Source organism: Streptomyces sp. CNP082, from assembly GCF_059570535.1.
In genome coordinates, this window is sequence record NZ_JCANSZ010000044.1 from 26,970 (window position 1) to 50,441 (window position 23,472).

The 23,472-nt window shown below is 74.0% G+C and carries 19 protein-coding genes and 1 pseudogene; 9 read left to right on the top strand and 11 right to left on the bottom strand.

Translation table 11 applies throughout. From position 1 onward, the window contains the following. Positions 1-263: 263 nt before the first annotated feature. Entirely contained in the window at positions 264-1,487 is a 1,224-nt protein-coding gene (locus B124_RS27820) for a hypothetical protein (protein ID WP_496505725.1), read from the top strand. Between the two features lie 31 nt (positions 1,488-1,518). Here the strand turns inward: B124_RS27820 and B124_RS27825 are convergent, their stop codons facing one another. Beyond that, positions 1,519-2,271 carry an MOSC domain-containing protein gene (locus B124_RS27825; protein ID WP_496505726.1) on the bottom strand — a complete coding sequence of 251 codons (753 nt, stop codon included), beginning with the start codon at positions 2,269-2,271 and terminating at the stop codon, positions 1,519-1,521. Between the two features lie 279 nt (positions 2,272-2,550). On the opposite strand from B124_RS27825, the gene B124_RS27830 reads away from it, so the two are divergent. Further along, complete coding sequence (locus B124_RS27830; RefSeq protein ID WP_496505727.1) at positions 2,551-6,021, top strand: S41 family peptidase; 3,471 nt, start codon at positions 2,551-2,553, stop codon at positions 6,019-6,021. An 86-nt stretch (positions 6,022-6,107) separates the two neighbouring features. After that, positions 6,108-6,302 carry a hypothetical protein gene (locus tag B124_RS27835; protein WP_496505728.1) on the top strand — a complete coding sequence of 65 codons (195 nt, stop codon included), beginning with the start codon at positions 6,108-6,110 and terminating at the stop codon, positions 6,300-6,302. Positions 6,303-6,377: 75 nt separating this feature from the next. Here B124_RS27835 and B124_RS27840 read toward each other — a convergent pair whose 3' ends face one another. The 3 genes from B124_RS27840 to B124_RS27850 are packed head-to-tail and all read right to left on the bottom strand — an operon-like array spanning position 6,378 to position 9,966. Next, positions 6,378-7,286 carry an SDR family oxidoreductase gene (locus B124_RS27840; protein WP_496505729.1) on the bottom strand — a complete coding sequence of 303 codons (909 nt, stop codon included), beginning with the start codon at positions 7,284-7,286 and terminating at the stop codon, positions 6,378-6,380. Continuing rightward, positions 7,283-8,347 carry an alpha/beta fold hydrolase gene (locus B124_RS27845; RefSeq protein WP_496505730.1) on the bottom strand — a complete coding sequence of 355 codons (1,065 nt, stop codon included), beginning with the start codon at positions 8,345-8,347 and terminating at the stop codon, positions 7,283-7,285. Before B124_RS27845 ends, B124_RS27840 begins: the two co-directional genes overlap by 4 nt. Next, complete coding sequence (locus B124_RS27850) at positions 8,344-9,966, bottom strand: flavin-containing monooxygenase (protein WP_496505731.1); 1,623 nt, start codon at positions 9,964-9,966, stop codon at positions 8,344-8,346. The genes B124_RS27845 and B124_RS27850 overlap by 4 nt, the downstream gene beginning before the upstream one ends. A 178-nt stretch (positions 9,967-10,144) precedes the next feature. On the opposite strand from B124_RS27850, the gene B124_RS27855 reads away from it, so the two are divergent. Further along, on the top strand, positions 10,145-10,915 hold the full coding sequence (locus B124_RS27855; RefSeq protein ID WP_496505732.1) for a MerR family transcriptional regulator: 771 nt from the start codon (positions 10,145-10,147) through the stop codon (positions 10,913-10,915). A gap of 159 nt (positions 10,916-11,074) precedes the next feature. Here B124_RS27855 and B124_RS27860 read toward each other — a convergent pair whose 3' ends face one another. Next, on the bottom strand, positions 11,075-12,079 hold the full coding sequence (locus B124_RS27860; RefSeq protein ID WP_496505733.1) for a DUF6528 family protein: 1,005 nt from the start codon (positions 12,077-12,079) through the stop codon (positions 11,075-11,077). 142 nt (positions 12,080-12,221) lie between these two features. Here B124_RS27860 and B124_RS27865 point away from each other — a divergent pair, with 142 nt between their 5' ends. The 3 genes from B124_RS27865 (at position 12,222) to B124_RS27875 (ending at position 15,837) form a co-directional block, all read left to right on the top strand. After that, the gene (locus B124_RS27865; RefSeq protein WP_496505734.1) at positions 12,222-13,238 is read left to right on the top strand and encodes a sigma-70 family RNA polymerase sigma factor; all 1,017 of its coding nucleotides are present in this window, start codon (positions 12,222-12,224) and stop codon (positions 13,236-13,238) included. Between the two features lie 145 nt (positions 13,239-13,383). Further along, positions 13,384-14,508, top strand: a complete 1,125-nt coding sequence (locus B124_RS27870; protein WP_496505735.1) for a helix-turn-helix transcriptional regulator — start codon at positions 13,384-13,386, stop codon at positions 14,506-14,508. 129 nt (positions 14,509-14,637) lie between these two features. Next, positions 14,638-15,837 carry a S8 family peptidase gene (locus tag B124_RS27875; protein WP_496505736.1) on the top strand — a complete coding sequence of 400 codons (1,200 nt, stop codon included), beginning with the start codon at positions 14,638-14,640 and terminating at the stop codon, positions 15,835-15,837. Positions 15,838-15,985: 148 nt separating this feature from the next. Here the strand turns inward: B124_RS27875 and B124_RS27880 are convergent, their stop codons facing one another. The 5 genes from B124_RS27880 to B124_RS27900 all read right to left on the bottom strand — a co-directional run bounded on the left by B124_RS27880 (position 15,986) and on the right by B124_RS27900 (position 21,456). Then, positions 15,986-17,323, bottom strand: coding sequence for an RNA polymerase sigma factor (locus B124_RS27880; RefSeq protein ID WP_496505737.1), 1,338 nt, complete (start codon positions 17,321-17,323; stop codon positions 15,986-15,988). Positions 17,324-17,396: 73 nt separating this feature from the next. Next, a complete protein-coding gene (locus B124_RS27885; RefSeq protein ID WP_496505738.1) occupies positions 17,397-17,753 on the bottom strand; it encodes a YciI family protein in 357 nt (118 codons plus the stop codon). Between the two features lie 136 nt (positions 17,754-17,889). Beyond that, complete coding sequence (locus B124_RS27890; RefSeq protein WP_496505739.1) at positions 17,890-18,801, bottom strand: glutaminyl-peptide cyclotransferase; 912 nt, start codon at positions 18,799-18,801, stop codon at positions 17,890-17,892. Then, on the bottom strand, positions 18,698-20,323 hold the full coding sequence (locus B124_RS27895) for a DMT family transporter (RefSeq protein ID WP_496505740.1): 1,626 nt from the start codon (positions 20,321-20,323) through the stop codon (positions 18,698-18,700). The genes B124_RS27890 and B124_RS27895 overlap by 104 nt, the downstream gene beginning before the upstream one ends. 230 nt (positions 20,324-20,553) lie before the next feature. Continuing rightward, the gene (locus tag B124_RS27900; protein WP_496505741.1) at positions 20,554-21,456 is read right to left on the bottom strand and encodes a 3-hydroxyacyl-CoA dehydrogenase family protein; all 903 of its coding nucleotides are present in this window, start codon (positions 21,454-21,456) and stop codon (positions 20,554-20,556) included. A gap of 98 nt (positions 21,457-21,554) precedes the next feature. Between B124_RS27900 and paaI the strand changes: the two genes are divergently transcribed. Next, entirely contained in the window at positions 21,555-22,064 is a 510-nt protein-coding gene (gene paaI, locus B124_RS27905) for a hydroxyphenylacetyl-CoA thioesterase PaaI (protein ID WP_496505742.1), read from the top strand. A gap of 95 nt (positions 22,065-22,159) precedes the next feature. Continuing rightward, positions 22,160-22,809: pseudogene (locus tag B124_RS27910) on the top strand (phenylacetate--CoA ligase family protein); the annotation flags it as partial. 127 nt (positions 22,810-22,936) lie between these two features. Here B124_RS27910 and B124_RS27915 read toward each other — a convergent pair. Then, positions 22,937-23,446: a GNAT family N-acetyltransferase gene (locus B124_RS27915; protein WP_496505743.1), complete on the bottom strand. Its 510-nt coding sequence runs from the start codon at positions 23,444-23,446 to the stop codon at positions 22,937-22,939. Between the last annotated feature and the right edge of the window lie 26 nt (positions 23,447-23,472).

Here is a 23,472-nt window from a genome sequence, read left to right on the forward strand (position 1 = left end):
GGGGGGGCGGTCATACCACGTACCGAGATGCCGGATCTGGCGCGGGACCCAGGCCCCTGCAGGCGTGCTCCATGCCTGCGGAATGCCCCACTACGGAAACGGTAGCACCGGATGTGGCGGCGGCCGGGGGTGTGCGGGTGCCGCCGGCCGCGCAGCCGGCCGGTCCGCAACGGTGACAAGTACGCAACAGGGGTTATCCACAGGGGTTTTCTCCGCGGACGATCCCCCGCACGATGGAATCTCTGCAAGACGGACAACGGGGGATGACCATGACAGTGCTCGGTCAAGGGGCAAAACGGCAGCCCGGGACAGCGTCGGACCGGCATGCGCCGCGGCACCTGGGCGCATATCTGGCCGTGGCGGTGCTGCTCACGGTCCTGGGCCGCCTCGTGGTCGTCTGGCTCTCCTACGACTTCGACCATGTGAGCACCGGGGTCGGCGACTTCCTCAGGGCGCTGTACGACCCGCGCGTTCTGCTGGAGCCCGAGCTGTTCAACCCGTACGTGTGGGCGTTCACGGCGGCGCTGCTGGTGGCGGGGCTGGTCGTGGCGATGAACCGGCGGGCGGGGCGGGGGGCCGCGCTGCTGTGCGGGCTCGTGATGCTGTTGACCGCGGCGCGCGAGCTGATCGGCCTGGCGACGAGCGACCAGTTCCGGCAGTGGTACATCGGGGGCAACGACCTCGAGGTCGCGATCATCAGCAGTTGGTCCGTCGTCCTGCTGTACTCGGCGGCGGTGGTCGTGCTGATGCTGCGGGCGGGCGACCGGCCGGCCGCGGGGACGGCGGCGGCGCCGGTGCGGGGGTCCCAGGTCTATCTGACGGCCGGTGGGCTGACGCTGGTGCTCGGGCTCGCGCTCGTCGGCTGGATCGTGCGCATGCTGACCCGGGACGGGGCCGACGCCGGGGCGTACTTCAAGGGGCTGGTGGACGCCGGCGAATCGCAGTTCCCGGTGCTCGCGGGCACCACGGAGTACTGGGAGGCGGTGCTCGCGGGCGCGCTGCTGGTGGTGGGCGTGCTGGCGCTGATGCGCAGGCCGGCGGCGCGCGGCGCGGCGATCACGGTCCTCAGCGTCTACCTCTACATCTACGTCCGCCGCATGATCGGCATGACGATCACCGACTACCCGAACGAGGTTCCCGAGGGGAACAGGGTTCCCGTTCTCGGCTGGGACGAGTACACGAAGGACACGGAGGGCTGGCTCGTGCTGGCCACCTATGTCGGCGGCTCGCTGATAGCCGTCACGGTGATCGCGATGATGCTGCGCGCACCGGAGACGGCGGCGGGGGCGTCCGGGTCGCCGGTGGCGGGCGGTGGCGTACTGCCGCAGCCGACGGGACAGCCCGCACCGCAGTTCCTGCAGCAGCCGCAGCCGTACGACGCGGCACCGCAGGCGCCGGCCATAGCCGCGCCGCCGGCTCCGGCCGCGCCCCCGCCGATAGCGCCGCCGGCTGGTCCGCCGCCCGCGGCTCCCCCGCCGGCGGGCTGATCAGGGGCGGTCTGACCGGCGCCGGCGCCGGTCAGACCGGACGTACCGTGTCGCCGGGGCGTACGGTGCCGGGGGTCAGGACCTCGGCGCCCACGCCGATGCACATCCCGCGGTCGGCGGTGAGCGTCTTGAGGACCCGGCGGTCCTCCGGCAGGTCGCGCTGCGCCATGGTCGTCATCACACAGCGCTTCACGCGCTTGGTGATCCGCAGCCGCACCTCGTCGCCCACGGCCACCTCCCGGCCCACCCAGTCCTCCTCGATCCACGGGTCTTCGGTGTGCAGAAGGATGTTCTTGCGGAAGCGGTGGGCGTCGGCCGGTTCGGTATCGCCGAGGAGATGGCCGAGCGCATGCAGGGAGGCGGTGCCGATCAGCGTCACGCCGCACTCGTCGAAGTGCGAGACGGCGCCCTCGCGGGCCAGCCGTACGTCCACGCCGAGCAGCTCGGCGAGGTGGGCGTCGTCGCGCAGGTCGGACCCGTCGGGGGTGACGACGTGCGGGCGGCCGGTGGCGCCGTCGCGGGCGGGGGCGTAGGAGGCGGAGAAGTGGAGCAGGCCCTCGGTGCGGCGGAAGCGGCGGGAGTTCTTGCCGCTGCCGAACTTGCCGTCGCCGTAGGTGACGGCCCAGAGGCGGTCGCCGACCGTGCCGCGCTCGTCGATGACGAGCTCCGGCAGCCGTTCGCCGAGCATGGACTTGACCGGGAAGCGCCGGAGCACGGCGACGGTGGCGTCGGAGGGTTCGGGGGAGAGCGACGGAGCCGGTATCACGGGAGGGAGTTCGGGCATGCTTCGGACCCTATGCCCGCTACGGGCCCGGCCGAAGGGGATTTCCAGGCGGCAGGCGGTGGCCGGCGCGCCCCGGCCTGCGCGACGGCGCCCGCCCCGCGGCCCGCGCCCGGCCCGCCCCGCACCCGGCGCCCGGCCCGCCCCGCACCCGGCGCCCGGCCCGCCCGGCGGCCGGCGCCCCGGCCCGCCCGGTGCCCCGGCCCCTCCCGGCCAGAGCGGCGGCGGCCCGGCCCGCGACGGCCTCCGCCCGACTTGCCGTGTCCCCTTACGCCGCGAAATATGGAGATTGTGACAGCCGGTTCCGACAGCACCGCCGCGCCCGCCCCCGGCCTGCCCTACCTCCGCTTCCCCCACCTGCACGGCGACCTCCTCTGCTTCGCCGCCGAGGACGACCTGTGGGTGACCCCGCTGCCGGCCCCCGGCGCCAAGCCCGAACGGGGGTGGCGGCTGACCGTCGACCGCACCCGCGTCGGTCACCCGCGGTTCTCGCCGGACGGGCGGTCCATCGCGTTCACCAGTTGGCACAGCCTCGACGCCGAGATCCACGTCGTGTCCGCGGAGGGCGGCGGGGCCCGGCGGCTGACGTACTGGGGCAGCCCGGACACCCGGGTGTGCGGCTGGACGCCGCCGGGCGCCGGCGAGGACGGTGCGGCGCAGATCCTCGCGGTGTCCTCGCAGGGCCAGCCGCTGTCGTACCAGACCTGGTCCTATCTGGTGCCGACCGACGGCTCCCCCGGGCGCCGGCTGCCCTGGGGCCCCGTCGACGACATCGCCGTCGCCGAGCTGGCCGGCTCCCGCAGGACGCTGCTGCTCACCGGCCGCCCGCCGCACGAGCCCGCCGCCTGGAAGCGCTACCGCGGCGGGGCCACCGGCCGCATCTACCTGCACGGCCATCGGCTGCTCGCGGACCTCGGCGGACACGTGGAGTGCGTGATGTTCGTCGGCCCGCCCGCCGCCGTCCGGATCGCCTTCCTCTCCGACCACGAGGGCGTGGGCAACCTCTACTCCTGCCTCCCCGACGGCACGGACCTGCGCCGGCACAGCGACCACGCCGAGTTCTACGCCAGGAACGCCGCCACGGACGGCCTCCGGGTGGTCTACCAGTGCGCCGGCGAGCTGTGGCTCGCCGAGGACTTCAGCCCCGCGGGCCAGCCGCGCCGCCTCGACGTGCGGCTCGGCAGCCCGCGGGTCGGGCGGCGGCCGTACCAGGTGGCCGCGCAGAACAACGTCCAGGGGCTGACCGTCGACACCACCGGGCGCGCCAGTGCAATCGCGGTGCGCGGCGCGCTGTACTGGCTGACCCACCGCGACGGCCCGGCGCGCACCATCACCGACACCCCCGGCGTGCGGATCAGGCTGCCGAGGATGCTGGGCGACACCAACCGCGTCGCGTACGTCACGGACGCAGCCGGCGACGACGCCATCGAGATCGCCGACCTGCCGCGCACCGGCGCCGTGGGCGAGCCGCTGCGGCTGGCGGCGGGACGGCTGGGCCGGGTGCTGGCGCTGGTGCCGTCGCCGGACGGGCGGCAGATCGCGATCGCCTCGCACGACGGCCGGCTGCTGCTGGTGCGGGTGCCGGAGCGGGTGCGCGCGGACGAGCGGATGTCGGCGGAGGTGGCGGAGGAGTTCGCGGAGGCGGTACGGGCCGCGGAGGAGCTGTCGCCGGCGGAGGCGGCGGGCGACTGCCAGGTCACCGAGCTGATCCGGTCGGTCAACGGGCCCGTACGCGACCTGTCGTTCTCGCCGGACTCGAAATGGCTCGCCTGGGCGCACCCGGGCATCGGCCGCTCGCTGCGGCAGATCAAGATCGCCCGGATCGCGGACCGGACGATCGTGGACGTGACGGACGGCCGGTTCGAGGACGAGGAGCCGGTGTTCACGCGTGACGGGCGCTATCTGGCGTTCCTGTCCTGGCGCGGCTTCGACCCGGTGTACGACGTGCACACCGGAGACCTGTCGTTCCCGCTGGGCTCCCGCCCCTACCTCGTGCCGCTGCACTCCGCGACGCCGTCGCCGTTCGCGCTCTCCGCCGAGGGCCGGCCCGCGGCCGGCGGGATGGACCCCGTCGGGCCGGCCGCGGCGGAGGCGACCGGCCCCGGCTCCACCGTGCTGGTCGAGCCGGAGGGGCTGGAGAGCCGGGTGACGCCGATCCCGGTGCCGGCGTCGAAGTACTCCTCGCTGGTGCCCGTCGCGCGCGGCGGGCTGGTGTGGCTGCGCTGGCCGATCTCGGGCGCGCTCGGCGAGACGTTCGCCAACCCGGCGGACACCTCCGGCCGCCCGACGCTGGAGCACTTCGACATCTCCACCGCCCGGCTCACCGAGCTGACGTCGCTGGTGACGGAGATCGCCGTGAGCGGCAACGGCAGCCGGCTGGTGGCCAACGACGGCGGCTCGCTGCGCGCGATCCCGGCGACCGACCGGGCCGACCCGGACACCACCGTCTACATCGACCTGCGGCGGGTCCTGCACACCGCGGACCCGGTAGCCGAGTGGCACCAGGCGTACGCCGAGGCCGGCCGGATCATCCGGGCGTACTTCTGGGAGCCGCACATGTGCGGCGTCGACTGGGACGCGGTGCTGGCGCAGTACCGGCCGCTGCTGGACCGCGTGGCCTCGCCGGACGAGTTCGCCGACCTGCTGCGCGAGGTGCTGGGCGAACTGGGCACGTCGCACGCGTACGTCACCCCCGCCCGCCGCAACGAGGGCCCGCCGCACTACCAGCGCCCTATCGGCTTCCTCGGTGTGAACTTCGTCCGCACCCGCGACGGCCGCGGCTGGGCGCTGGCCCGCATCCTGCCCGGCGACTCCTCCGACACCCGCGCCCGGTCCCCGCTGGCCGGCACCGGCATCCCGGACGGCTCGGTGCTCACCCACGTCGACGGCCGCGCGGTCGACCCGGTCACCGGCCCGTACCCGCTGCTGGACGGGGCGGGGGGCACGTCGGTGGAGCTGACGTTCGCGCTTGAGGGCGGCGGCGGGAGGCTGCGCCGGGTGGCCGTGGTGCCGCTCATCGACGACCGGCCGCTGCGCTACCAGGACTGGGTGGCGGCCCGCCGCGCGGTGGTGCACGAGCTGAGCGGCGGGCGCTGCGGCTACCTGCACATCCCGGACCTGGTCGCCAGCGGCTGGGCGCAGTTCAACAGGGACGTGCGGATGGAGATGAACCGCGAGTCGCTGATCGTGGACGTCAGGGGCAACGCGGGCGGGCACATCAGCGAGCTGGTGCTGGAGAAGCTGACCCGCTCGATCCTGGGCTGGGACCTGACGCGCAACGCCCAGCCCGTCTCGTACACCTCGACCGCGCCCCGCGGGCCGATGGTGGCGCTGGCCGACGAGGCCACGTCGTCGGACGGCGACATGATCACGGCGGCGTTCAAGCTGCTCGGCCTCGGCCCGGTGGTGGGGTTGCGGACGTGGGGCGGGGTGGTCGGGATGACGGGCCGGCACCGGCTGGCCGACGGCACGGTGATCACGGTGCCGATGAACGCGGCCTGGTTCGACGAGTACGGCTGGGGCGTGGAGAACGCCGGCGTCCCGCCCGACGTGGTCGCCGAACGCACGCCGCTGGACTGGGCGGAGGGCCGGACCTCCGAGCTGAACGTCGCGGTGGCCACCGCCCTGGACCTGCTGCGCGAGCACCCGCCGGCGGTGCCGCCGGACTTCACGGACGTGCCGGACCGCAGCCGGCCGCCGTTGCCGCCGCGCACGCGGCGCGCGGACGGGACCCGGAAGAGGCAGGATGCGTAACGGCACTTGGCCCCGAAATGCGGCATTCGCCCATCCATGTAAGCCTGATGAGAGCCCGAAACCCTCTCTCACTAGGAGTGACAAGAATGGGCGCATTCGACAAGGCGAAGGACATGGCCGGCGAGGCGGCGGAGAAGGCCAAGGAAGCCGCGCAGAAGGCGCAGCAGAGCCGCGAGCGCGGGCAGGAGTCCGGCCAGGACAAGTCGCAGCGCGCCCAGGAGGGCGCGGAGCAGGACCGTGACCGTATGCAGGAAGGCCGCGGCGACGCGGAGCGGCCCTGACACGGCCTGGCTGAGCCACGTACGAGGGGCGCGCTCCCGCGCGGGTGCGCCCCTTCGCCGTGGTCCCGCGCCGCGCTACGCGTCCCGCGTCTCCCGCAGCGACCGCGTCCGCTCGTCCGCCGCGCCGCCCGCGCCGACCAGCCCGCCGCGCGCCGCCCGCGTCGCCGCGAGCCGCGGCGCCAGCTTCCGCATCTCCCGCCGCGCCACCGGCCCGCTGACGACCGACGGCAGCGCGCCGCGCACCGACTGCATGCCGCGCAGCCACCACTGCCCGTAGACGTGCGGCGAGCGCCGCTCGATGCCCGCGACCAGCCGCTCGACGGCGGGCGCCAGCGGATACGTCTTGTTCGACGGCCACGGCAGCCGCCCGCGCATGTCCCGCAGCACGTCGTCCTCGTCGGCGCCGCGCACCATGTCGGTGTCGGTCCAGCTCAGATAGCCGACGCCGACGTCCACGCCCTGGTGGCCGACCTCGCCGCGCAGGCAGTGCGCGAACGCCTCCACGCCGGACTTCGACGCGCAGTACGCGGCCATCATCGGCGCGGGCGCCAGCGCGGCGAGCGAGGCGATCTGGAGGTGGTAGCCGCCCGCGCGGACCAGCGCCGGCAGGAAGGCGCGGGCGGTGGCGACGCTGCCCAGCAGGTTGACCTCGATGACGCGGTCGAAGGAGCGGGTGTCGGAGTCGAGGAACGGGCCGCCGGTGGCGACGCCCGCGTTGGCGACGACGACGTCGACGCCGCCGAAGTGCTCCTCGACCTCGGTGGCGGTGCCCGCCATCGCCTCGTGGTCGGTGACGTCCGCATGCCAGTGGGCGGCGTCGCCCGGCAGCGAGTCGGCGACCTTCTTCAGCTCGTCCGGCTCCAGCCCGACCAGCGCGAGCCGCGCCCCGCGCGCCGCCAGCCGGCGCGCCAGCAGCGCGCCGACGCCGCGGGCGGCGCCGGTGACGACGACGGTCTTGCCCTCAAGTCCGCGCCGGCGGCTCATGCGCCCGCCTCCTCCTTCTCGGTGGCCGCCGCAGCGGCCGGCCCGGCAGCCGTATCGGCAGTCTCGGCAGTCGTCTGGGCAGGTGTCCCGGCGGTCCCGGCGGTCCCGGCGGCCGTGCCGCCGTCCCCTTCAGCCTGCGCCCCCGCCGGCGTGCCCGCCAGGTGGTCGCGTACGAGCCCGCGCAGCACCTCCGCCACCGCGTAGGGCGCCTCGATCGGCGTCATGTGCCCCAGGCCGTCCAGCTCGGTGAACTCCGCGCCGTCCGGCAGCAGCTCGACGATCCGCCGCGCCAGCCACACCGGCGTGAGCCGGTCGGCGCCGCCGTGCACCACCGCGGCCGGCACCGGCATCCGCGGCACCTCGGCGTCCAGGTCGAGCGCCGCCAGCACCCGCCCCCACGCACCCCGCGCCTTGCGCGGGGTGGCGAAGACGATACGGGCGCTCGCCTCGATCTGCGCCGGGGTGGCGCCGCGGCCCACGATCGCCGATGCCAGCACCTTCTTCGACAGCGGCGTCACCGGCCCCATCGGCAGCCGGGAGACCAGCAGCGCGCGCTGCACCGCGGAGCGCAGCGCCCGGGCCCGCAGCGGCACCACCCGCGCCTCGGGCACCAGCCCCGCGCTGCCCGTGCTGCACAGCAGCACGGCGGCGGCCCGCTCGCGCAGGTACGGCCGCCCCGCGGCGGCCATCAGCGTCATGCCGCCCATGGAGTGACCGCCGATCACGGCCTTCTCGCCGGGCGCCAGCACCGCGTCGAGCACGGCGCCGAGGTCGTCGGCGAGGGTGTCGGTGTGGTACGAGCCGCAGTCGCCGGCGGCGCTGCGGCCGTGGCCGCGCTGGTCGTACACGATGACGCGGTGGCCGGGCGCGAGCTGCCGGACGACCGGCGCCCAGAAGGCCGTCGAGCAGCACCAGCCGTGCGCGAGGACGACGGCGGGCGCGTCCTGCGGGCCGTGCTCCTCGACGTGGAGCCGGGTGCCGTCGGCGGAGCGGGCGGCCAGCTCGCGCCGGGGTACGGGCGGGGCGTACGGGCCGGTCGTGACGTGCGTGCGCCGGGTCATCGGACAACCCCCTCGTCCCGGCGCGCGCCGGCGGGTTTCGGGACGCGCAACGCCCCTCCTCCGGCGCTTCGCGCCCCTTCCCCGGTGCGCAGCCCACCTTCCCCGGTGCGCAGCCCACCTTCCCCGGTGCGCAGCGCCCCCTCCCCGGTGCGCAGCACCTCGTACTCGTCCGCGTGCACCTTCCTCGTCACCCTCCGGAACTCGGTCGTCGTGCCCGGCCACACGGTCGTGTTGCGCCCGTTGGCGTCCAGGTACCAGCTGTCACAGCCCCCGGTGTTCCACACCGTGCGCTTCATCCGCTCCTGCACCCGCGCGTTCCAGTTCCGCACCGCGGACGGCCGCGCGTCGAGCGCGACCCGGCCGCCGCGGCGGTCCAGTCGGTCCAGGCTGCGTACGAAGTCGGCCATGTAGTTCAACTGCGCCTCGATGATGAGGATCATCGAACTGTTCCCGAGGCCGGTGTTGGGGCCGATGATCGTCAGCAGGTTCGGGAAGCCGGCCGCGCTGGCGCCGCGCAGCGCCTCCATCCCGCCGCTCCACGCCTCCGCGAGCGTCGTGCCGTCGCGGCCCTTGATGCGGTCGGCGACGGGCATGTCGGTGACGTGGAAGCCGGTGCCGAAGATGATCGCGTCGGCCTCGGTCTCGGTGCCGTCGGCGGCCACGAGGGTCGAGCCGCGCACCTCACGCAGACCGGAGGCGACCAGGTCGACGTTGGGCTGGGCGAGCGCCGGATAGTAGTCGCTGGACAGCAGGATCCGCTTGCAGCCGATGCGGTAGTCGGGGACGAGCTTGCGGCGCAGCTCGGGGTCCTTGACGGCCCGGGCCAGGTTCCGCTTCGCCATGCTCTCCACGAATCCCAGCTCGTCGGGATGTTTGGTGAACGCCTGCACCTGAAGTTCGCGGAGGCCCCACAGGATGCCGCGGCGCAGCTTGGTCGTAGCGGGTACGCGCGCGTGCAGCCACCGCTCGGGGCCGCTGATGGCGCGGTCCACACGCGGCAGCACCCACGGCGGAGTGCGCTGGAAGACGGTGAGCCGGGAGACCTCGGGCTGGATGGACGGCACGATCTGGATGGCGGAGGCGCCGGTGCCGACCATGGCGACGCGCTTGCCGCCCAGCGGCACGTCGTGGTCCCAGCGCGCGGAGTGGAAGACCGTGCCGGGGAACGTGTCGAGGCCGGGGATGTCCGGGACCTTGGGGTCGGACAGCGGGCCGGTGGCGGAGACCACGACGTCGGCGGTGAGTTCGCCGTGCGCGGTGTCGATCTCCCAGTACAGCTCGTCGTCGTCCCAGCGGACGCTGCGCACCTCGTGGTCGAAGCGGATGTGCTGCCGTACGCCGAAGACGTCGGCGACCTGCTCCAGGTAGTCCCAGATGTGCTCCTGGCCGGAGAAGGTGCGCGGCCACTCGGCGTTGGGCGCGAAGGAGAACGAGTAGAGGTGGGAGGGGACGTCGCAGGCACAGCCCGGGTAGCTGTTGTCCCGCCAGGTGCCGCCGAGCGCGCTCGCGCGCTCCAGCACGACGAAGTCCGTGATCCCCTCCCGGCGCAGCCGTACGGCGGCACCGAGACCGCCGAAGCCGGAGCCGATCACCGCCACCCTGACGTGTTCGCGCGTCATCGCCGTCGTCCTCCCAGCAGTGGAGTCGCGATTGCGCCAGCGTTTACTGGCACAATGAGAGCGTAGGACGTGCTCTTACCGATGGGTAGGGGGGCGGCGTGATCGATTTCCGCCCGGGGGCGGGGTGTCGGCGGGAGGTCCTACCCTTGGTGGTCAAGACCAGCGGAGGGGACAGACGGTGGGACGCGAATACCGGACGGAGGAGCTGGCCGAGCGCGCCGGCATCACCGTCCGCACCCTGCGCTTCTACCGCGAGCGCAAACTCCTCCCGCCGCCGCGCCGCGAGGGCCGTATCGCCTGGTACGGGGAGGGCCACCTGTCCCGGCTGCGGACGATCGCCGCGCTGCTGGACCGCGGCCACACCCTCGGCGGCATAGCGGAGTTGATCTCCGCCTTCGAGAGCGGGCGTGACGTGCGGGGCGCCGCCGAACTCCTGGGCTTGCAGGAGACGCTGACCAAGCCGTGGTCGGAGGAGACCCCGGTGCGCGTCACGCCGGAGGAGCTGGCCGACCGGTTCGCCGGCGAGATCTCCCCGGAGAACCTGGCGACGTCCATCGACATGGGCTATGTCGCCGTGGAAGGCGAGGAGTTCATCCACGTCAGCAGGCGGCTGCTGGAGACCTCGTCGAAGCTGGTGGCCAAGGGCGTGCCGCTGACCGCCGTGCTCGCCGCCGCCCGCGAGGTGCGCGCGCACGCCGACGACCTCGCCGAGCTGTTCACCGCGCTCATACGCGTCCACGTGCTGGCCGACGTCTTGGAGACACCCGCGGACGAGCTGACAGGTGAGCAGGTGGAGCGGCTGACGGACGCGCTGGAGCAACTGCGGCCGGTGTCGATGGAGGTGCTGGAGGCGGAGGTGGCCATGGCGATGGACCGGCGGGTGCGCAAGGAGTTCGAGGAGTGGATGCGCACGCGCGCCGGGTCCACCGCCGAGGAGCCGGGGGACTGAACCGGCCGGGCCGGCACCGGCGTTCGGGGCACCGGCTTCAGAGCACCGGCTTCAGGACCCCGGCGTTCAGGGCGCCGGCGTCACCTCACCGGAGGTCAGGTCCGGTGCGGGGCCGCCGGCGCGGGGTGACCGGGCCCCGTCACCGGGGTCCGGCGGGGTTCAGCGGGGTTCCGACTGCCACCAACGGGCCTTGTAGATCCCGCTGTCCGGGAGCTTGAGGGCGCCCTCCGGGTTGTGCGTCGACACCGTCGTCGTCCACCACGTCTTCTCCAGGCCGGGCTCCGGCACGGTCGTGGCGACCCGGCCGCTGCCCCGCACGTCGGTGACGGCCTTCACGCTGCGCCGGCTGATCTGCGCGGCGCCGGCGTAGTCCTCGCGGAACTCCCGCGTGGCGGTGTCGTACTGGTACACGCCGTAGCCCGTGGTGATCCACATCCGGCCGGGGCTGCTCACGACCAGGCTGAGGTCGTGCCCGCTGGCCGAGACGCCCTCCGGGTGCGGCAGGGCGACGGCGTCGACGCGGGTGAGCGTGGGCGCGGCGGGGGTGCCGCCGACCTTCAGCGCGATCAGTTCGTCATGGCCGATCGCCCACAGCACGCCGCGGGTGTCGTCCCACTGCAGCCCGTGGGCGTCGGCGAAGCGGTACTCGGCGTACGTGTCGCTGGCCGGGCCCTGCGAGGCGGTGTAGAGGCGGATGGTGCTGCCGGTGCTGCCGGCGACGGCGACGTTGCCGTCCGGGAGCAGCTCGATGCTGTGCGGGTTGACCGTGTCCGTACCACCGGCGAGGGCACCGGCCCAGTAGCGGCGGCCGGTGGGCACCTCGACGACGGCCGCGAACCCGAAGGAGGCGGTGGTGAGCAGGTACGTACGGCCCTCGCGGCGGCGGGCCTTGGCCTCGTCGACGTACGTCCAGCTCGCCTCCGGCGCCAGGTCGGCGTACCTCTCGTCGCCGTCCGGCGAGAAGGCCCACTGCACGGCGTCCGGCGAGTCCCACGGCAGGCGGGAGTCGAGGATGAGGACGCGGCGGGACTTCTGGTCGGTGACGGCGACGGGCGGAGCGGGCTTTCCGCCGGCCGCGTGCGCGGCGGCGGCGGGAAGGGTGACTGCTGCGCCCGCGCCGAGCGCGGTGAGCAGGGCCGTACGACGGGTAGGTCTACCGCTCATGGGCACTCCTGTCCGGTTGCTCTGATCAACAACATCCGCACAGTGCCACGACAGGTGACTATATGTAAGACCTTGTGACGACTGGCCGTTGAATTCTGTGCATCTTCGTGACCCACGACCGCTGTCAGTGCCCGCCCGTACGATGGCAAACGTGACCAGACACCCCGTGGCGGAGCCCGCCGCAGAAGAGCCGGTGGAGAAGCGCCTGGAGTCCCACCGCATCGAACTGACCGGGTACTGCTACCGCATGCTCGGCTCCGCCTTCGAGGCGGAGGACGCGGTGCAGGAGACGATGGTGCGCGCCTGGAAGGGCTTCGAGCGCTTCGAGGGCCGCGCGTCGATGCGCTCGTGGCTGTACCGCATCGCCACGAATGTCTGCTTCGACATGCACGGCAGCCCGCAGCGCCGCGCCCGCCCGATGGACCTGTCCTCCCCCGGCTCGGCCGCCACGCCCCCGGAGGCCGCCCTCGGCGGGGCCCTCCCGGAGGTCACGTGGCTGGAGCCGATGCCGGACGCGAAGGTGCTCCCCGAGGGCGGCGACCCCGCCGAGGTGGCGTCCCAGCGCGACTCCGTGCGTCTGGCCTTCGTCGCCGCGCTGCAGCATCTCCCCCCGCGCCAGCGCGTGGTGCTCATATTGCGGGAGGTGTTCGCGTGGAAGGCGAGCGAGGTCGCGGAGCTGCTGGAGACCTCCGTGGCCTCGGTGAACAGCGCGCTGCAGCGCGCCCGCGCCACCCTGGCCACCGAGGCGCCGGCCGACTCCGAGCCGGCCAAGCCGCTGGACGCGGAACAGCAGCGCTTCCTCGAGCGGTATGTGGACGCCTTCGAGCGGTACGACCTGGATGCGCTCACGGCGCTCATGCGTGAGGACGTCATCCTCTCCATGCCCCCGCTGCCGCTGTGGCTCCGGGGCCAGGAGGACGTGCGCACTTGGTTCCTCGGCACCGGCTCGGTCTGCCGCGGCTCCCGCCTGGTCCCCTGCTCGGCGAACGGCATGCCGGCCTTTGCGCAGTACCACCCGGATCCCGGGAACGGCGGCTACCGCGGCTGGGCGATCCAGGTCCTGGAGATCGAGGACGGCAAGGTCACCGGGCTCAACAACTTCCTGGGCGTGGACCGGCTGTTCCCGCTCTTCGGCCTCCCGATCACGCTGGAGGAGTAGGTTCCGTCCGGCGGGCGATCACCGGCCCGCCCAGCCCTCACCTCAGGCACACAGGGTGATGGATCCATCACCCACATTCGCGATCATGGCCGTGGCACGCTTCGGTCATTGACGTGAACTCGCCACTGCGCTCAGGATGCGCAGCATGTGGGAGGCCCTTGATCTCGACCCTGTCCAACAGCAGGTCTACGAGGCGCTGGTGGACGGCGCCGTCACCGTGTCCGAGCTGCGTTCGGGACTCGCGCTGAGCGCGACCCGGGTGCGGGCCGCGCTGACCGCGCTCGAACAGCTCAACCTGGTGGGGCGGTACGCCGCCGAGCGGGGGCGGCGAGAGGAGCGCTATCTGCCGGTGGCGCCCGAGGTCGCCTTCGAGTCGCTGCTGCGCGCGCGGGAGGAGCAGATCCACCGTACGCGCCGTCATATCCAGTTGCTCGCCGCCCGGTTCCGGGCCAGCACGGCGGGCGGCGATCCGCTGGACCTGGTCGAGATCGTGACAGGGCGGGTGGCGGTGATTCGCCAGGTCGAACAGCTCCAGCACAGCGCCCGTCAGCAGATCCGGGGCATCGACCGGCCGCCGTACGCGAACGGCGACCCGGACCGGCTGGATCCGAAGACCGGGATGATGCCCTCGCAGAAGCAGACGCTGCGGCGCGGTATCGGCTACCGGACCATCTACGACACCGCGGGGCTGGCTCACGCGCGCCGCCTGGACACCGAGATCGAGGCCGCGGCCGAACTCGGCGAGGACGCCCGGGTGATGGCGGACACGCCGACGAAGCTGCTGATCTCGGACGACCGCCTCGCGCTGATCCCCCTGCGCGCCGCGCCGCACGAGATGGCCAGCAGCGTGGTGGTGCACCCCTCCGGGCTGCTGGAGGTGCTGTGCGCGTTCTTCGAGGTGCTGTGGGCGCGGGCGCTGCCGATCTCGGACTACCTCACGGGCCGCCCGCCGGGTGCTCCGGACGGCCCCTCGCCGGACGAGGCGAAGCTGTTGACGCTGCTCGTCACGGGGATGACCGATCAGGTGATGGCCCGTCAGCTCGGGATCAGCTACCGGACGTTCCAGCGCCGGCTGCACGGCCTGATGGAGCGGCTCGGGGCCGCGACGCGGTTCCAGCTCGGGATGCACGCGGCAAGCCTCGGCTGGGTGGTCCAGCCGTCGGACAACAGCCGTGCGGAGGACGGCGGTCCGGCCGGCGGACCCGGCGGTTCCGGGGGCGACGTCCAGATCCGTACGAACGACCGGTCGGACGCGGCCGAACTGCGGTGAATGGCATCTGACGAGGGATATGCGGCATTCCCGGTTCCCTTGTCCCGCTGGGATCCCACGTGTTGTGCTTCCGATCGCGCCCCACAGCGCACCCCCCACAGTGCACCCCCCACGAGGAGGAACCCCGCAATGGCAGTGATGCGCAAGAAGGTTGCCGTCGGGATAGCGTCGGCGGTGGCCGCGGCGGCGATCGGCACGGTTGTGGCGCTTCCCGCGAACGCCGCCCCGGCAGAAGGCCGGATCGTCGGTGCCGGCTCCGCCACGGCCGTCAAGGGCACCTACATCGTCACGATGAAGAAGTCGGCCGTGAACGTGAAGTCGGCGGCGGCGGAGGGCAAGTCGGTGCTCGCCGAGCACGGCGGCACGGTGAAGCGGACCTTCACCGCGGCCCTGAACGGCTACTCTGTGAAGATGACCGAGCAGGAGGCCAGGGAGCTGGCCGCCGACCCGGCCGTCGACAAGGTCTACGCCAACCAGAAGCACGAGGCGGTCGGCGAGCAGATCGACCCGCCCTCCTGGGGCCTGGACCGTATCGACACCCCGGAGCTGAACCTCGACGACAAGTACGTCTACCCGGACACCGCGGGCGAGGGCGTCACGGCGTACGTGATCGACACGGGCGTCGACATGGCGCACGAGGACTTCGGCGGCCGGGCCACGAGCGGCATCGACACCATCGACAACGACGACGACGCCACCGACGGACACGGGCACGGCACGCACGTCGCCTCGACGGTCGCCGGGGACATGTACGGCGTCGCCAAGCAGGCCGACATCGTGGCCGTCCGGGTGCTGGACGACAACGGCTCGGGCACCACCGAGCAGGTCGTCGCCGGCATCGACTGGGTGACCGAGAACGCCACGAGCCCCTCCGTCGCCAACATGTCGCTGGGCGGCACGGTGGACGAGGCGCTCGACACGGCGGTGCAGAACTCGATCGCGGCCGGGATCACCTACGCGGTCGCCGCGGGCAACGAGAGCGACGACGCCGGCAACGCGTCCCCGGCCCGGGTGCCGGAGGCCATCACGGTCGGCGCGACCGACGACACGGACGCGCAGGCGTACTTCTCCAACTACGGCGACGTCCTCGACCTGTACGCGCCCGGTGTCGACATCGTCGGCGCCGCCATGGGCGGCGGCGAGGCGGAGATGTCGGGCACGTCGATGGCCTCGCCGCACGCGGCGGGTGCCGCGGCCGTCTACCTCGGCGCCAACCCCGACGCCACCCCGGACGCGGTCGCCCAGGCCCTGACCGAGGGCGCGTCCCAGGACGTCGTCGGCAGCCCGGGGCCGGGCTCGCCGAACCTGCTCCTCAACGTCGTCGAGTAACCGCGCACGGACCAGCGCACGAGCACTGCCTGAACCGCAACCGCCGCCCGGTGCCCCACACACCGGGCGGCGGTTGTCGTTCGTTTCCGTACGGGGCTTACGCGGATCCGTTCCAGTGGAGCGCCGGACGCCGCGGAGACAGCCGGGGCTACGTCCCGTCCGGCGAGGACTCCGCCCGGGTCTGGAGCAGCGTGCGCTCCTGCGCGTTGCGCGTCAGCTCCGCCGCCCGCGCGAACTCCTCCCGCGCCTCCGCCGCCCGCCCCAGCCGCCGCAGCAGGTCGCCGCGCACGCTCGGCAGCAGGTGGTAGTCCTTCAGCGCCGGCTCGTCCGCGAGCCCGTCGACGATCCGCAGCGCGTCCTCAGGCCCGTACGCCATGGACACCGCCACCGCCCGGTTCAGCTCCACCACCGGCGACGGCGCCGTCCGCGCCAGCGCCTCGTACAGCCGGACGATCTGCTCCCAGTCGGTGTCCTCGGCCCGCGGCGCCCGCGCGTGGCAGGCGGCGATCGCCGCCTGCAGCGCATACGGCCCGGGCCCCGGCGCCCCGGCGGCGACCAGCGACTGCGCCCGTGCCAGCGCCGCGAACCCGCGGCGGATCAGCAGGTGGTCCCACCGCCCGCGGTGCTGCTCCAGCAGCAGCACCGGCTCGCCGTCGGGCCCCGTGCGCGCCCCCGCCCGCGACGCCTGGATCTCCAGCAGCGCCGCCAGCCCGTGCACCTCCGGCTCCTGCGGCATCAGCCCCGCCAGCACCCGCACCAGCCGCAGCGCGTCCTCGCACAGCCCCGGGCGCATCCAGTCGTCGCCGGCGGTCGCCGAATACCCCTCGTTGAAGACCAGATAGATGACCTCCAGCACCGACGCCAGCCGCTCCACCCGCTCCGGCCCCTGCGGCTGCTCGAACGGCACCTCCGCCTTCGCCAGCGTCCGCTTGGCCCGTACGATGCGCTGCGCCACCGTCGGCTCCGCAACCAGGAACGCCCGCGCGATCTCGTCCGTCGTCAGCCCGCCGAGCAGCCGCAGCGTGAGCGCCACCCGCGCGGGCGTGGACAGCACGGGATGGCAGGCCGTGAACACCAGCCGCAGCAGGTCGTCCTCGATGTCGTCGTCGAGGACCGCGGCGAGCTGCGCCTCGCCCTCCGGGGGGCGGCTCTCCAGGTCGTGGCCGATCTCCGCCAGCTTGCGCGCGTAGCGCTCCTTGCGGCGCACGAGGTCGATGGCCCGCCGCTTGGCCGCGGACGTCAGCCACGCGCCGGGGTTGTCGGGCACGCCCGCCGCAGGCCACTGCTCCAGGGCGGCGACCAGCGCGTCCTGCGCCAGTTCCTCCGCCACGCCGACATCGCGCACGATACGGGCCACGCCGGCGATGATCCGCGCCGACTCGATCCGCCAGACCGCGGCCACGGCGCGGTCGACCGCCCCCCGCGCGGCGGCGGGCGGCTCGGGTGGGTCCTCCCGCCGGGCGCGGGCGTCCTGCGAAGCCGTCACAGCCCCACATCAGAACAGCCCGCCCCGGCCGAAGGCAACTCGCAACGGCCCTGACCTGGGCCGTCGCGACCCGCTACGGCTCCATGATCTCCCGCAGCTCAAGGGTGATGACCCACTCCTCGCCGTGCACCTTCAGGAAGCGGTTGGCCCACTCCTGGGCCTCCTCCTTCGACGCGACCTGGGCGATCAGATAGCCGCCGACCATCTCCTTGGACTCGGTGAAGGGCCCGTCGACCACGGACAGCTTCCCGCGGTCGGAGGTGACCCGCACGGCCTCCTCCGCGGGCTTCAGCCCGGCGGTGTCGAGCAGCACGCCGGCCTTGGTCATCTCCTCCAGCAGCTTGCCCATCTCGTCCATGATCTCCTGGCTGGGCATGCCGTCCTCGGGGCTGCGCTCCAGGTCCGGCTCGATCAGCATCATGTAGCGCATCGCGCGTCTCCTCGTTCTCGTCGTTCACGTCGTTCTCGTCGCGGGCGGCCGGGTGCCGTCCTTCTGCCCATGCGTCGAACGGCACCCTGCCGGATCGACATCCGCGCGAATTTTTTTCCGCAGCCTCAGCGCGGCCTCACCGCGGCACGAACTCGACCCGGAACATCCGCGGCCAGTACTTGCCCGTGAGCAGGAACTCGTCCCCGCCGGGGACGGCGGCGACGCCGTTGAGCTGGAGCGCCCCGGCCCGCAGCTCGGCGGGCTTGAGCAGCCCCGACGCGTCGATGCCGGCGGTGACGGCGCCGGTGTCCGGGTCGACGCGGACCAGGGTGTCGGTCTGGTAGACGTTCGCGTAGACGCTGCCGTCGGGGGTGCACTCCAGCTCGTTGAGCTGGTCGACGGGTACGCCGTCGCGGGTGACGTCCACCCGGCCGGTCAGCTCGAACGTCTCGGGGTCGCGGAACGCGAGCTGGGAGCTGCCGTCGCTCATGACGAGCCGGCCGCCGGCGCCGCCGCCTGTACGGTCCAGGCACAGGCCCCAGCCTTCGCCGGCGTAGCGCACGCGGCGCAGCTCCTCAAGGGTGTCCGCGTCGCGCTCGATGGCGATGCCGTTCTGCCAGGTGAGCTGCCAGAGCCGGGGGCCGACGAGCGTCAGGCCCTCGCCGAAGAGCGGGGCGGGCAGGTCGCGGCGGACGACGGGCTCGCCGCCGACGGGGCCGCGGCGTACGGAGGAGCTGCCGGCCAGGCCCGTGCCCTCGTAGAGGACGTCCCCGCGCAGCTCCAGGCCCTGCGTGAACGCCTCGGGGTCATGCGGCAGGCGCTCCAGCACCCGCACCCGCAGCTCCTGGACGCCCTGATCCGTGGGCGCCGGGCTCGGGCTGGTCCTTGCCCCGCCGGCTACGCCCTCACTGGTGGGGGTACCCCCTCCCCCACCGGCTACGCCCTCACTGGCGGGGGTACCCCCATTGGCCGCCTCGGGGTCCCCCGTCGAGCACGCGGCCAGTACCGCGGCGAGGAGTGCGGAGGCGGTCACGGTGATGCGACGCATGGGGCCACCATGGCACAGCCTCCGCGCAGCACGGATACGGGGCGGCTTCGGTGTCGCCGTCGGGGGTACCGCCGGCAGGCGCTGCGGGGGCGGCCGTCCCTGGCGCCATGGCCCGGCGCGGGCCGGGCAGGGCGGATAAGCGGGAGCAGCCGACGTGGTGCGGCGTCAGCGCGGCGCCGCCGGAGGCCACCGCACCGGCGACGATGAGCGCCGTCAGCGCGGGAGACGGGCCCGTGGCGGCGGGAGCCTCCGGCTCCGGGGCCGCGGGCTCGGGCGCCGGGGCGGGGGAGGTATCGGGGGTCTCGGAGGTACGGGGCCCGGCTCCCCGGGTCTCGGCGCGCGTGGCGGCGGCACGACCGGTTTCGGACGCGTCCGTCCCGGAGACGTCCGCCGTCGACACGTCCGGGCCGGGCACATCCGTCCCGCGCGTCTCCGTCCCGCGTACGTCCGTCCCGGACTCCGCGGCCGGGGCGGTCTCGTAGAGCGCCGCCGCCGCTGCCACTCCCGCGTGGTACGCGGGCGTGGGCGCGGGTACGGAGCCGGGCGGCACCCCGGGCTCGTCCGGGACCGGGGCGGCCGGCTCGGCCAGGGTGCGCACCTCCGGCGACACGGCGGGTGCGGGCACCTTGCCGGTGACCGGCGCCGCTGCCACGCCCTCCGGCGCCGGAGCGGGCCCGGCAGCGGGCTCCCCGTCCGCCGGCGCGCGGTGCGCCTGCACCGTCAGCTCCACCAGACCCGCCGCGGCGACCGCGCCCGCCCCGACGGCGAGCAGGGCGCCCACCAGCCCGTACCGCACGGTCTCGCCCAGCGCGGTGACGCCGACCGCCGCCGCTATCACGGGGTTGACCACGGTCAGCGTCGCCAGCGGCGCCGACAGCCCCGCACCGCGGTACGCCGCCTGCGCCAGCAGCAGCCCGGCCGGGGCGAGGATCGCGATCATGCCGATCGCCAGCGGATCGGTGTAGTCCGCGGTGACGTCCTTGGTGAACACCGACGCCATGCCGAACGCCGCGCCCGAGCCCACCGCCAGCGTCACGCTGCGGGCCGCCGCGTGCCGGATCCGGATGCCCGCCAGGGTCAGCACGGCCAGCACGCTCACCGTCGCCACGGCCAGCGCCACCGCCGTCGTACCGCCCAGCTCCCCGGATTCCACGGGACCCACCAGCATCAGCAGCACCACGAGCCCCACCGTCGACAGCAGCGCCCCGCGCCAGGCGGCCCGCCCGGCGCGGCGGCCGAGGAACACCGCCGCCATCGGCAGCGCGAAGACGATGGTCAGGGCGCCCAGCGGCTGGACCAGGCTCAGCGGCCCGTACGCGAGCGCCACCACGTGCAGCAGCGCGCCCGAGGCGTTGAGCACGACGGAGGCCCACCAGCTCCCGCGGTGCAGCGGCGCGAACGCCCCGGCCGCGCCGTCGGCGTCGGTCGTGGTGGCCGCGACACGCTCCTGGACGAGGGCGGCGCCGGCGTACGCCACCGCTGACACCAGCGAAAGCAGCACCGACAGCATGAGTGGGCTCATATAGCAACGATCCCGCGATCGGTGGCGAAAGTCGTCATCCTGGCGGATGCTCTGCGTCGTACTGCCGGAGCAGTACGCCCCCGCGGGGGAACCCCTCCCGGGTCGCATTTCCCGCGCCGGTCCGGACCGCCGTCCGCCCGGGGCGCCGCCCCGCCGGGCACGCCCGCGCCCTATGCGCTACGGACCGGAGGAGCCCGTACGGCCCGCGCGGGCCGTACGGGGAGCGCGCCTCACGGCCAGGCGTAGAAGCCCTGCCCCGTCTTACGCCCCAGCTCACCCCGCGCCACCTTCGCCCGCAGCAGCTCCGGCGGCGCGAACCGCTCCCCCAGCGTCCGGCACAGGTGCTCGGCGATGGCCAGCCGCACGTCGAGCCCGACCAGGTCCGTCAGGCGCAGCGGGCCCATCGGGTGCCGGTAGCCCAGCTCCATCGCGGTGTCGATGTCCGCGGGCGCCGCCACCCCCTCCTCCGCCATGCGGATCGCCTCAAGACCCAGGGCCACCCCGAGCCTGCTGCTGGCGAAGCCGGGCGAGTCCCGTACGACCACCGCCGTCTTGCCCAGCGTCCGCACCCAGCCGCGCGCCGCGGCCAGCGCCTCGGGGCCGGTCTCCGGCGCGGTGACCAGCTCCACCAGCTCCGAGGCGGGTACGGGGTTGAAGAAGTGCATCCCCAGGAACCGCCCCGGCCGGCCCAGGGCGGCGGCCAGCTCGGCGACGGACAGCGAGCTGGTGTTCGTCGCGAGCACCGCGTCCGGCCCCACCGCCCGCTCGGCGTCGGCCAGCACCCGCGCCTTCAGCCCCGCGTCCTCCGGCACCGCCTCCACGACCAGCTCAAGACCCGCCTCCGCCGGCAGCTCCGCGACCGACGCGACGGCCCGCACCCGCGACAGCACCTCCCGCGGGTCCGCCCCCGCCGCCAGCCGGCCCCGCTCCGCGGCCCGCCGCAGCGCGCCGGCGATCCGCTCCACCGCTGCCGCCGCCGCGTCCGCGCCGCTCTCCACGATCACGACCTGCGACCCGGCGGTCGCGAACGACTGCGCGATCCCGGCGCCCATCCGGCCGCCGCCGACGACCGCCATGGCGCGGGGCGCGCGGGGCGCGCGAGGGGCGTCCGGCGCAGTGCTGTGCTCCGTCATCTCGTACGTCCTGTCGTACCTCTTGACTGGGATCCGGCCGCTCCGCAAGCTAACCGAATGATCGGTCGGGCCACAAGGGGAGTCAGGCGGTGCAGCGCATGACCTCGCCGCACGACGGCACGAGGCCGCACGACGGCACGACGGTGTTCGCGGCCGACGCCGCCGCCCGGCGCCACGGCATCGAGCTGCTGGAGGCCGTGCCGGGCGCCGCGACGCTGCGGATGGCGATCACGGCGGAGATGGCCAACGGCCACGGCATCGCCCACGGCGGCTACGTCTTCCTCCTCGCCGACACCGCCTTCGCCTGCGCGTGCAACAGCCGCGGGGTCGCCGTCGCGGCGAGCGCGGACATCACGTACGCCGCGCCCGCGCACGTCGGGGACGTGCTGGTGGCGCGGGCCGAGGAACGGGTGCGCTTCGGGCGGAACGGGGTCTACGACGTGAGCGTGCTGCGCGGCGACGAGGTGATCGCGGAGTTCCGGGGCCGGAGCCGTATCGTCCGCGACCCGGTGGCGGGGGCGTACGGGCCGAACGGAGCACACGGCGGGCACCGCGGGACCGGCACGGCGGGCGCGGGCGACGAGAACGGCGCGGAGGGACAAGCGTGAGCGACGCGACGACCGGCACGCCAACCGATACGGCGACGGGCACGGCCGATACGGCGACCGACGCAGGAACCCCCCTGCTCGACGCCGGCGAGCGCATGTCCCCCGGCGAACTCCGCGCGTACCAGCTCGACCGCCTCCGCGCCACGCTCCGCCACGCCTACGACAACGTCCCCCTCTACCGCCGCAGGTTCGACGCCGCCGGCGTCACCCCCGACGACTGCCGCACCCTGCCGACCTCGCCCGCTTCCCCTTCACCACCAAGGACGACCTCCGCGAGGACTACCCCTTCGGCATGTTCGCGGTCACCGTCGCCGACGTCCGCCGCCTGCACGCCTCCAGCGGCACCACCGGCCAGCCCACCGTCGTCGGCTACACGGCGGCCGACCTCGACACCTGGTCAGGACTCGTCGCCCGCTCCATCCGCGCCGCGGGCGGGCGGCCTGGCCACCGGGTGCATGTCGCGTACGGCTACGGCCTGTTCACCGGCGGCCTCGGCGCCCACTACGGCGCCGAGCGCCTCGGCTGCACCGTCATCCCCGCCTCCGGCGGGATGACCGCGCGGCAGGTGCGGCTCATCCGGGACTTCGAGCCCGAGGTCATCATGGTCACGCCCTCCTGCATGCTCACGATCATCGACGAGTTCGAGCGCCAGGGCATCGACCCGCGCACCAGCTCGCTGCGCGTCGGCATCTTCGGCGCCGAGCCGTGGACGGAGGAGATGCGCCACGAGATCGAGGAGCGGTTGGGGGCACCGGGACGCGGGGCGGGGCGTGCGGCCGTACGGGCGGGAAGGCCGCGCCGGCGTACCGGCCGGGGGTGTGGCCCGTAGCGCGGGGGGCCGCCTCCGCTCAGCGCGCTGCGGCGCCCTGCGTCTACCCGCCCTCCCGCTGCTGGCCGACCCACACCGCCCGCAGCGGCTTCGCGAAGCAGCGGCTGTCCGGCTCGAAGCGGTAGTAGCCGAACTTCTCCGTCGGCTCGTATCCCTCGGACCGGTAGAGACCTATCGCCTCCGGCTGCTTCATGCCCGTCTCCAGCACCATACGTATCCGCCCCGCGGCCCGCGCGCTCTCCTCCAGCGCCGCGAGTATCCGCCGGGCCAGCCCGCGCCCCCGGGCCTCCGGGACCACGTACATCCGCTTCAGCTCCGCGTCGCCGGCGCGGTGCCCCTCCGGCGTCGCGTCCATGGCCCGCCAGCCGCCCGTGGCCAGCGGGGTGCCGTCGGCGTCGTACGCGAGCAGGTAGAGCCCCTGCGGGGGCGTGAACTGCAGCGGGTCCATCACCGTGTGGTCCCCCTCGCCGTACCGCTCGGCGTACTCGATCTGGACCCGGTCGTTGAGCATGACCGCGTCGGGGTGGTCGTAGGGCACGGTGACGATCTCCATGGCGGCAATGGTACGAAGCCGCCGCC

Excerpts from the sequence above, each read along its gene's own strand:
- B124_RS27870 (WP_496505735.1), top strand. The coding sequence starts at position 13,384 with ATGTGGGAGGCCCTTGATCTCGACCCTGTCCAACAGCAGGTCTACGAG.
- B124_RS27890 (WP_496505739.1), bottom strand. The coding sequence starts at position 18,801 with ATGCGTCGCATCACCGTGACCGCCTCCGCACTCCTCGCCGCGGTACTG.
- B124_RS27825 (WP_496505726.1), bottom strand. The coding sequence starts at position 2,271 with ATGCCCGAACTCCCTCCCGTGATACCGGCTCCGTCGCTCTCCCCCGAA.
- B124_RS27915 (WP_496505743.1), bottom strand. The coding sequence starts at position 23,446 with ATGGAGATCGTCACCGTGCCCTACGACCACCCCGACGCGGTCATGCTC.
- B124_RS27860 (WP_496505733.1), bottom strand. The coding sequence starts at position 12,079 with ATGAGCGGTAGACCTACCCGTCGTACGGCCCTGCTCACCGCGCTCGGC.
- B124_RS27840 (WP_496505729.1), bottom strand. The coding sequence starts at position 7,286 with ATGAGCCGCCGGCGCGGACTTGAGGGCAAGACCGTCGTCGTCACCGGC.
- B124_RS27865 (WP_496505734.1), top strand. The coding sequence starts at position 12,222 with ATGGCAAACGTGACCAGACACCCCGTGGCGGAGCCCGCCGCAGAAGAG.
- B124_RS27850 (WP_496505731.1), bottom strand. The coding sequence starts at position 9,966 with ATGACGCGCGAACACGTCAGGGTGGCGGTGATCGGCTCCGGCTTCGGC.
- B124_RS27885 (WP_496505738.1), bottom strand. The coding sequence starts at position 17,753 with ATGCGCTACATGATGCTGATCGAGCCGGACCTGGAGCGCAGCCCCGAG.
- B124_RS27835 (WP_496505728.1), top strand. The coding sequence starts at position 6,108 with ATGGGCGCATTCGACAAGGCGAAGGACATGGCCGGCGAGGCGGCGGAG.
- B124_RS27830 (WP_496505727.1), top strand. The coding sequence starts at position 2,551 with ATGGAGATTGTGACAGCCGGTTCCGACAGCACCGCCGCGCCCGCCCCC.
- B124_RS27820 (WP_496505725.1), top strand. The coding sequence starts at position 264 with ATGACCATGACAGTGCTCGGTCAAGGGGCAAAACGGCAGCCCGGGACA.
- B124_RS27895 (WP_496505740.1), bottom strand. The coding sequence starts at position 20,323 with ATGAGCCCACTCATGCTGTCGGTGCTGCTTTCGCTGGTGTCAGCGGTG.
- B124_RS27845 (WP_496505730.1), bottom strand. The coding sequence starts at position 8,347 with ATGACCCGGCGCACGCACGTCACGACCGGCCCGTACGCCCCGCCCGTA.
- B124_RS27900 (WP_496505741.1), bottom strand. The coding sequence starts at position 21,456 with ATGACGGAGCACAGCACTGCGCCGGACGCCCCTCGCGCGCCCCGCGCG.
- paaI (WP_496505742.1), top strand. The coding sequence starts at position 21,555 with ATGACCTCGCCGCACGACGGCACGAGGCCGCACGACGGCACGACGGTG.
- B124_RS27875 (WP_496505736.1), top strand. The coding sequence starts at position 14,638 with ATGGCAGTGATGCGCAAGAAGGTTGCCGTCGGGATAGCGTCGGCGGTG.